General features: G+C 73.7%; 7 protein-coding genes. All 7 read left to right on the top strand.

Annotated features, from left to right (window positions below):
• Positions 1-16 precede the first annotated feature (16 nt).
• Positions 17-730 carry a 50S ribosomal protein L25/general stress protein Ctc gene (locus ACI79K_RS19875; protein WP_456590854.1) on the top strand — a complete coding sequence of 238 codons (714 nt, stop codon included), beginning with the start codon at positions 17-19 and terminating at the stop codon, positions 728-730.
• 98 nt (positions 731-828) lie between these two features.
• Positions 829-1,386, top strand: coding sequence for an aminoacyl-tRNA hydrolase (gene pth, locus ACI79K_RS19880; protein WP_456600579.1), 558 nt, complete (start codon positions 829-831; stop codon positions 1,384-1,386).
• Between the two features lie 190 nt (positions 1,387-1,576).
• Positions 1,577-3,079 carry a sugar transferase gene (locus ACI79K_RS19885; protein ID WP_456590853.1) on the top strand — a complete coding sequence of 501 codons (1,503 nt, stop codon included), beginning with the start codon at positions 1,577-1,579 and terminating at the stop codon, positions 3,077-3,079.
• A 149-nt stretch (positions 3,080-3,228) separates the two neighbouring features.
• Positions 3,229-4,479: a DUF1972 domain-containing protein gene (locus ACI79K_RS19890; protein ID WP_456600576.1), complete on the top strand. Its 1,251-nt coding sequence runs from the start codon at positions 3,229-3,231 to the stop codon at positions 4,477-4,479.
• A complete protein-coding gene (locus ACI79K_RS19895; protein WP_456600577.1) occupies positions 4,476-5,240 on the top strand; it encodes a CDP-alcohol phosphatidyltransferase family protein in 765 nt (254 codons plus the stop codon). Before ACI79K_RS19890 ends, ACI79K_RS19895 begins: the two co-directional genes overlap by 4 nt.
• Positions 5,237-5,923: a hypothetical protein gene (locus ACI79K_RS19900; RefSeq protein WP_456590850.1), complete on the top strand. Its 687-nt coding sequence runs from the start codon at positions 5,237-5,239 to the stop codon at positions 5,921-5,923. Before ACI79K_RS19895 ends, ACI79K_RS19900 begins: the two co-directional genes overlap by 4 nt.
• Positions 5,924-6,181: 258 nt before the next feature.
• Positions 6,182-9,139 (top strand): LamG-like jellyroll fold domain-containing protein (locus tag ACI79K_RS19905; protein WP_456600578.1); only part of this gene is annotated, 2,958 nt, incomplete at its 3' end.

The raw sequence follows: 9,139 nt of genomic DNA on the forward strand, positions 1-9,139 counted from the left end.
GAGGAGCACATTCACCGTGGCTGACTACCGTCTCGAGGCCGAGACCCGCACCGAGTTCGGCAAGGGCAGCGCCCGCCGCACCCGGCGCGCCGGCCGCGTCCCCGCCGTCCTCTACGGGCACGGCCAGGACGTCGTCCACCTCTCGCTGCCGGCGCGCGAGTTCGCCGCGGCGCTGCGCAACGGTGGCGCCAACGCCCTGCTGACCATCGTCCTGGACGGCAAGGAGCAGCTGGCGCTGACCAAGGCCGTCCAGCGCGACCCGCTGACCCGCGTGCACGAGCACGTCGACCTGCTGGTCGTCCGCCGCGGCGAGAAGACCACCGTCGACGTGCCGATCGTCGTCGTCGGTCAGCCGGCGCCGGACGCCATCCCGAACCACCAGCTGAACACCGTCTCCATCGAGGCGGACGCGACGCGCCTGCCGGACAGCATCGAGGTCGACGTCACCGGCCGCGACGCCGGGCAGAACATCACCGCCGGCGACCTGGTCCTGCCGGCCGGTTCGACCCTGATCACCGACCCCGAGGCACTGGTCATCGGCTTCCTGGGTGCGCCCACGGCCGAGGCGCTCGAGGCCGAGCTCGCCGACGCCGAGGCCGAGGCCGGCATCGAGCGCGAGGAGTCCGCGGAGGCGGCCGAGGGCGCCGGCGAGGGCGACGTCGTCCCCGAGCCCCTGGCGCAGGGCAGCGGCGAGTCGATGGACGCCGCCGAGAACAGCAAGAACGACTGAGGCATCCGCTGATCGAGAGCACGGCCCGCAGGGGCGCCGGCACCGCCGGCGCCCCTGCGGCGTCCCCGCCGCCCGAGGGGCCCTACCTGGTCGTCGGGCTGGGCAACCCCGGGCCGGCGTACGCCGGCAACCGGCACAACGTCGGCGCGATGGTCCTCGAGGAGCTCGCCCGTCGAGCCGGGATCCGGCTCGCCCCGGGCAAGGGTGCCCGTTCCCGCGCGGTCTCCGGCGAGGGCCGGCTGGCGGGCAGGCGAGTCGTGCTCGCGCAGCCCACGACCTACATGAACGAGTCCGGTGGCCCGGTGCGCGGCCTGCTCGACTACCACAAGCTCCCGGCCGAGCAGCTGGTCGTCGTCCACGACGAGCTGGACATCGACTTCGGGGTGGTGCGGCTCAAGCGCGGGGGTGGGGAGGGCGGCCACAACGGGCTGCGCTCGATCACCCGGTCCACCGGCACCAAGGACTACCTGCGGGTGCGGGTCGGCATCGGCCGGCCCCCCGGTCGGCAGGACGCCGCCGACTTCGTGCTGAAGGACTTCTCGGCGACCGAGCGCAAGGAGCTGGATCTGCTGCTCGTGGAGGCCGCAGACGCCACCGAGCTCCTCCTCACCAGCGGCCTGGAGGCCGCGCAGAACCAGGTCCACCCCCGCGGCTGACGACCGTCGCCGGGCGTTCCGCGGCCCTATCGGGTGACAGGGTGACGCTTCGTGTTGACGCCCGCCCTGACGCGCTGTGAGGGTTGCTCTCGATCAGCACCGCTACGTGCCGGGTTGCTTCCCTGCTCAGGCCGCCGCGCGCCGGCCGGCGGCAGTAGCCGACTACGGTGCGTGACGTTCGGGGGGGCGCATGCTTCTGGACCGCCAGCAGGCGAGCTCGGGTGAGGTGATCCTGCCGGGGGCCCCCGGCGGATCCGCCGCCGCTCCCGGGCGTACGCGGCTGCCCGCCCGTCGCTCCGCGCCGGCCTGGGTGCGGTCCTACACGGTGACGCTCGTCGGGGTGGAGAGCGTGCTGGCCGCCGTCGCGAGCGGCACCGTGCTGCTGGCCCGTGCCGCACCCGCCGGGCCGGGCACGGCGCTCTTCTGGGCCGCGCTCGGTCTCGTGCTGGCCTGGCCGGTGCTCCTGGCGGCCACCGGTGCCTACTCCGAACGGTCGTACGGCACCGGCAGCGACGAGTACCGCCGTGTCGGCCGCGCAGGCCTGCTGCTCCTGGGCGGGACCAGCTTCCTCTCCTACGCCGCCGCGCTGGAGCTGAGTCGCGCGCTCGTCGTCGTGGCCATCCCTGCCCTCACCGCCGCCACGCTGCTCGGCCGGTACGCCGCCCGCACCCGGCTGCGCGCCCTCCGGGCGCAGGGCCGGTGCACGAAGAAGGTCGTCGTCGTGGGGCGTGGCGGTGCGGTGCTGGAGCTGGTCGGGCGGCTGCAGCGGGAACGCTTCGGCGGGCTGGAGGTCGTCGCCGCCGCCGTCACCCCGGCCGACCGGGTGCGGGTCGCCGAGCGCGCCGGCGTCCCCGTGGCGGGCCTGGACGACGTCCTGCTCCTCGCCGACACCTACGGGGCGGACACCATCGCGGTCACCTCCGCCAGCGAGACGGCGGCGCAGTACCTGCGGCAGCTGTCCTGGCAGCTGGAGGGCACCGGGCTCGAGCTTCTCGTGGCCCCGGGCCTGATCGAGGTCGCCGGGCCGCGGCTGCACATCCGCCCCTTCGAGGGGCTGCCGCTGCTGGCGGTGGAGGAGCCGTGCTTCGAGGGGTGGCGACGCGTCGTCAAGGGCGGCATGGACCGCGCCGTGGCGGCTCTGGCGCTGCTCGCCCTCTCGCCGGTGCTGCTGCTCATCGCCGCGGCCGTGCGGCTCACCAGCCCCGGCCCGGTGCTCTACCGCCAGGAGCGGGTCGGCCTGGGTGGGCGGACCTTCACGATGCTGAAGTTCCGCAGCATGGTGGTCGACGCCGACCAGCAGCTCGACGCCCTGCGCGCGGAGAACATCTCCGACGGCCCGCTGTTCAAGATCCGGGCAGATCCGCGGGTCACGCCGGTCGGGCGGCTGCTGCGCCGGCTCTCCCTCGACGAGCTGCCCCAGCTGCTCAACGTGCTCGGCGGAGCCATGTCGCTGGTGGGGCCGCGCCCACCGCTGCCCGCCGAGGTGGCGCGCTACGACTCCTCGGTGAGCCGCCGGCTGCTGGTCAAGCCCGGGCTCACCGGGCTCTGGCAGATCTCCGGCCGCAGCGACCTCTCGTGGGAGGAGTCCGTGCGCCTGGACCTCCGGTACGTGGAGAACTGGTCGCTGGCGCTGGACGTCGTGATCCTCTGGAAGACCGGGCGGGCCGTGCTGTCGCGCTCCGGCGCCTACTGACCTCCCCCTCGCGAGCGTCACCCGCACGGGTCATCCGGCCCCCGGAACCGTCCGCCCCGGCCCGCGAGGCGACGAAGCTCCTGGTGAGAGGACGTGGAACGGCACCCAGGTGGCCGGTTCCGCTGCACCAGGAGACGGACGGAGGGGCCATGCGGATCGCCATGGTCGGCACGCGCGGCGTACCCGCGCGCTACGGCGGGTTCGAGACCGCGGTCGAGGAGGTCGGTCGCCGGCTCGCCGATCGGGGGCACCAGGTGGTCGTGTACTGCCGCACCGTCCCGGGTCAGGAGGCTCGGCCCGAACGCCACCTCGGCATGGAGCTCATGCACCTCCCCGCCGCCCGCAAGCGGTCGCTGGAGACGCTGAGCCACTCGGCGCTCTCCGTGGCCCACCTGCTGGCGCACCGCACGGACGCGGCCTTCGTCTTCAACGCGGCCAACGCCCCCCTCCTCCCGGCCCTGCGCGCCGCCCGGATCCCGGTCGCCACGCACGTCGACGGGCTGGAGTGGAAGCGCGCCAAGTGGGGCCCGATCGGGCAGCGCTACTACCGCGCGGCCGAGGCGCTGGCGGTCCGCTGGTCCGATGCCCTCATCGCCGACGCCCAGGGCATCGCCGACTACTACCGGTCGGAGTTCGGGGTGCCCACGACACTGCTGACCTACGGCGCCCCGATCATCGAACCGGGCACCGGCAAGCTCGCCGAGCTGGGGCTCACCCCTGGTGGGTACCACCTCGTGGTCGCCCGATTCGAGCCGGAGAACCACGTCGACGTCATCGTCGACGGGTACCGGCGCAGCCGGGCGCGCAAGCCGCTGGTCGTGGTCGGCTCCGCCCCCTACTCGGACGCGTACACCGCACGGGTGCACGGGCTCGCCGATGGGCGGGTGCGCTTCCTCGGCGGCGTGTGGGACCAGGAGCAGCTCGACCAGCTCTACGCCCACGCCTACACCTACCTGCACGGTCACTCGGTCGGTGGCACCAATCCCTCGCTGCTGCGCGCGATCGGCGCCGGTACCGCCGTCCTGGCCTACGACGTGGACTTCAACCGTGAGGTGATCGAGGACTCCGGCCGGTTCTTCGGCAGCCCCGCGGACGTGGCCTCGCTCGTGGACGCCGCCGAGGCCGACCCGGGCGCGGTCCGCCGCGCCGGCGTGCGGGCACGCGAACTGGCCCGGGGATACGACTGGGACTCGGTCGCCGCCGGCTACGAGCAGCTCGCCCGCCGGCTGGCCGGGCGCCAGGTGCCGAGCCGACGCCCGTCGGGCCGGCGCCTCCCCGAGCCCGGCTCGCTCCCTGCGCCGATCCCCTTCCCGCGGGCGGCGGCGAGGGACGAGTCGGTGGCGGGCGGGCCGGCCGATCTGACGTCCGACGTCATCCCGTTCCCCGGGGCTCAGCAGTGACGGCGACCCGCGCCGCGCAGCCGGCCCCGACGGGAGCCGAGGACTTCCGGACCACGGTGCGCCGCCTGTCCGCGGCGCAGAAGGGTGCCCAGGGGGCGCCTGCCTACTCGCGGTTCGTCAACCGCAAGCTGGGCCGGGTCCTCGCTGCGGCGGCCTTCCACGCGCGGCTGACCCCCAACGTGGTCACGGGCGTCAGCGCCGTGTTCACCACCTCGGCCATCGTGCTGCTCGCGCTCGGGAGCCCGTCGTGGACGACCGGGGTGGCCGTCTCCGTGCTCCTCGCGGTCGGGTACGCGTTCGACGCCGCGGACGGGCAGCTGGCCCGGCTGCGCGGTGGCGGGTCGCCCGCCGGCGAGTGGCTCGACCACATGGTGGACGCGGCCAAGACCTCGTCACTGCACCTGGCCGTGCTGATCCACCTCTACCGCTCCGAGGCGGTGCCCCGGGGGGTGTGGCTGCTGGTGCCCCTCGGGTTCTGCGTCGTCGCCGCGGTGCTCTTCTTCGGCACCATGCTGAACGAGGCGCTGCGCGAGCGGCACGGGGCGCGGACGCGGGCCGAGCGCACCGACGAGCGCCCCAGCGTGCTCCGCTCGCTCCTGGTCGTGCCCACGGACTACGGCCTGCTCTGCTGGGTGTTCGTCCTGCTGGGGACGCCCGACGTGTTCGTCGGCGCCTACTCCCTGCTGTTCCTCGCCACCGCGGGCTACCTCGCGCTGGCGTGCCTCAAGTGGTTCGGCGAGATCGGAAGGCTGCCGCAATGAACACTCCCCACGACGACGGGCTGCCTCCGCCGCCCCCTGCCCCGCGGGCCGCGGCCGTCCGGCGGTGGCTGCTCCCGGCGGTGGCCGTGCTGCTCGTCGCGGCCCTCGGCTTGGTGCTGCTCCTGACGGGTGAGGACGACCGGACGAACTCGGCCGGCGCTGATCCGGCGGCCCCGTCATCGGTTCAGCCCGCGGAGGCGACGGGGTCAGCGGAGCCGACGGTCCCGCCGCCGCCCCCCACACCCGAGCCGACCGGACCGACCGAGGACGTCGACGCTCCGCCGCCGTCGTTGCCGGAGGTGCCGCTCGACGCGCCGGCGCCTGTGGGCAACGGCATCGTCGCGACGTTGCCCTCCCTGGAGGCGATCGAAGGGACCGCGGTCGGCCCGGGCAACATCGCCGGACCGGCGCTGCGGGTGACCGTGCGGATCGAGAACGGCACATCGGCGGCGGTATCGCTGTCGGGCGTGGCCGTCAACCTCTACTACGGCCCCGACCGGGCGCCGGCGTCCCCTCTGGACGACCCGTCCCAGCGGCCCTTCACCGGCATGGTCGCCGCTGGCGCCTCCGCCGACGGCGTCTACGTGTTCACCGTCCCCGCCGACGCCCGCGACTCGGTCACCGTCGAGGTCGGTTACCAGGCCGGGGCCCCGCTACTGCTGTTCACGGGAGCTGCGCCCTGAGCGGCGCCTGCCCCCCACCGGCGACCCCCGCCGCTGCGATCCGTCGCGGCGGCGGGGGTCGTCGGCGTTCCGGGGGGTGGAGCTCTGTCCGTCTGCACACGGAGAGTCACCGCTGGCTCGCCTGTGGTGTGCATAGTGCCTGGTCGTCACCTGATCGAGTGGGGTGACGGCCCCTGTCGTACGGATTCTGGTCACGCTTAGTGTTCGGCACCGTCCTCGGTGGACGGTTGCGTACGGAGACGAGCGGGGAGTCCATCCATGGGGGAACGGTCGAGCGGTGTGCCCAGGCGGGCGCTGGCCGGGCTGGTGAGCGGTGTGCTCGCGGCGGCAGCGTTCGGTGTCGGGGTGCCCGTGGCGCACGCGGACACGGCGCCGCCGGCGGTGAGCGCGACCGATCCGGTCACGGTCTCCGCCGACGCCCTGCCGACGGTGCAAATCAACGGTGTCGTCTGGGCGCAGGTCGTCGTGGGCGACACCGTGTACGCGGCCGGCTCGTTCACGCGGGCCCGTCCGGCCGGGGCCGCCCCGGGCACCCGGGAGACGGTGCGGAACAACCTGCTGGCGTACGACATCCGCACCGGTGAGCTGGTTACGTCGTTCGCGCCGGACCTCAACGGGCAGGCCCTGGCGGTCACCGCCTCCCCGGACGGTTCCCGCATCTACGTCGGCGGCGACTTCACCCGCGCCGACGGCCAGGTCCGCAACCGGATCGCCGCGTACGACACCCGCACCGGTGCGCTGGTGGAGAACTTCGCGCCCAGTGTCAACGGGCAGGTCCGCGCCCTCGCCGCCACCGCCTCCACCGTCTACCTCGGCGGCAGCCTGAGCGCCGTGGGCGGCGTCAGCCGCACCCGGCTCGCTGCGGTGTCGGCGGCCGACGGCTCGCTGCTGCCGTGGGCCCCGGTCCCCGGCACGGGCCCGACGGACGGCAACCGGATGCCGCTCTTCGACGCGAACGGCAAGGCGATCGGCGGCACGACGGACACCGCCGCCAACAGTCGGACCTCCAACGAGGTCATGGCGATCGTGGTCACCGGCGGCGGGAACCAGGTCGTCGTCGGCGGCCGCTTCTACTCGATGAACGGGGCGCGTGCCACGGCGGTCGCGGCGCTCGACCCCGTCTCCGGAGCCAACCGCGCCTTCGCCCTCAACCAGCTGCTGACCAACCAGGGTGCGCACTCCGCCGTCTGGAGCCTGTCCACGGATGGTGCGACCGTCTACGGCACGGCGTACGACTACTACGGCCCCGGCAACCTCGAGGGGGCCTTCGCCGCCGACGCCGCTGGCGGTGGCGTGCGGTTCATCGCCGACTGCCGCGGTGACAGCTACTCCAGCTTCCCGATGAACGGCGCGCTCTACACCGCCACGCACGCCCACCGCTGCAACAACATCGGTGGTTTCCCCGAGCAGGACCCGCAGGTCTGGAAGCGGGCCACCGCCGTGAGCCTCGCCGCCTCGGGCCGCGTGGGCAGCGACACGCTCGGCAACAACAACCTCAACGGCCAGCCGGCGCCGTCGTTGCTCACCTGGTTCCCCGAGTTCGCGGTGGGCACCTACACCCGCCAGTACCAGGGCGGCTGGAGCGTCTCGGGCAACGGTCAGTACCTCCTGTACGGCGGCGAGTTCCCCTCGGTGAACGGAAAGGCGCAGCAGGGCCTGGTCCGCTTCGCCATGCCCTCGATCGCCCCGAACGCACAGGGTCCCCGCGTCAACGGCGCGGTGAGCGTCACGCCCGTGGCCGCCGGCACGCTGCGGGTGGGCTGGCAGGGCGCCACCGATCTGGACAACCGGTACCTCACCTACCGGGTGTACCGGGACGGCGCCACGGCGCCCGTCGCCACCTTCACCCGTTCCTCACAGTGGTGGCAGGCTGCACCGCTGGCGTGGACCGATCGCGCGGTGCCGGCCGGGGCGCACAGCTATCGCGTCACGGTGTCCGACCCGTACGGCAACGAGGTGGTCATCGGCACGGCCTCGGGGACCTCGTCGGGAGCTGGGGTCGCACGTCTCTACGCAGACCTGGTGCACGCCGACGGAGCCACCGGCTACTGGCCGCTGGGGGAGCGCTCGGGTGCGACCGCCTTCGACCAGGGCGGCGTCGACGACCTCGGGGCGAGCGGCGGGGTCACCCGCGGCGTGACCGGTGCCCTCCGCGGCGACTCCGACGCCGGTGCCCGTTTCGACGGCACCAGCGGAACCTTCGCTACCCAGTCGCCGCGGCGTGGCCCGCACACCTTCTCCATCGAGGCGTGGTTCGAGACCCGGAGCACGACCGGGGGGAAGATCATCGGCTTCGGTGACCAGCGGACCGGGCTGAGCAACAACTACGACCGCCACCTCTGGCTCGACCCGGACGGCAGGCTGCACTTCGCGGTCTGGCCGGGGATGCCGTTCGAGCTCGTGAGCCAGCAGACCTACAACGACGGGTCGTACCACCACGTGGTCGCGACGCTCGGCCCGAACGGGCTGTCGCTGTACGTGGACGGGAAGCTGGTCGCCAGCCGCACGGACGGAATCTCGGCGCAGGAGATCCCCGCCGGCTACTGGCGGATCGGTGGCGACCGGAGCTGGTCGGGGGCCCCGTACTTCCCGGGGTCCATCGACGAGGTGGCGGTGTACCCGACCGTGCTCACCGCGGAACAGGTCGCCCGGCACCACGCGGCGGGCACCGGGGTAACGGTGGCCAACGTCCCGCCGACGGCGGTGTTCACGGCGACCGTCGCCGGCCTCACCGCCACGGTGGACGCCTCCGGTAGCAGCGACCAGGACGGGCGGGTCGCCGCCTACGCGTGGGACTTCGGTGACGGCGCGACCGGTATGGGCCCCACGGCGGCGCACACCTACGCCGCGCAGGGCACCTACACGGTGCGGCTGACGGTCACCGACGACCGCAACGGGACGGCCGCGACCGAGCACCAGGTCACCGTCCACACCCCGGAAGGGCTGCCATCGATCGCGAGTGACGCCTTCGACCGGGTGGTGTCGGGTGGGCTGGGGGCTGCGGATGTCGGTGGTGCGTGGACGGCGTGGGCCGGGGCCAGCCGGTTGTCGGTGAGCCCGGGTGTGGCGTCGTTCGAGTTGCCGGGGGCCGGTCACAACACCGGGGCGTATCTGGGTGGGGTGTCGGCGACCGATGTCGATGTCCGGGCGTCGTTCGGGTTGGCGTCGACCCCGACCGGTGGTGGGACGTATGTGTACGTGACCGGTCGTCGGGTG

It is taken from the genome of Blastococcus sp. SYSU DS0616 (assembly GCF_054051015.1).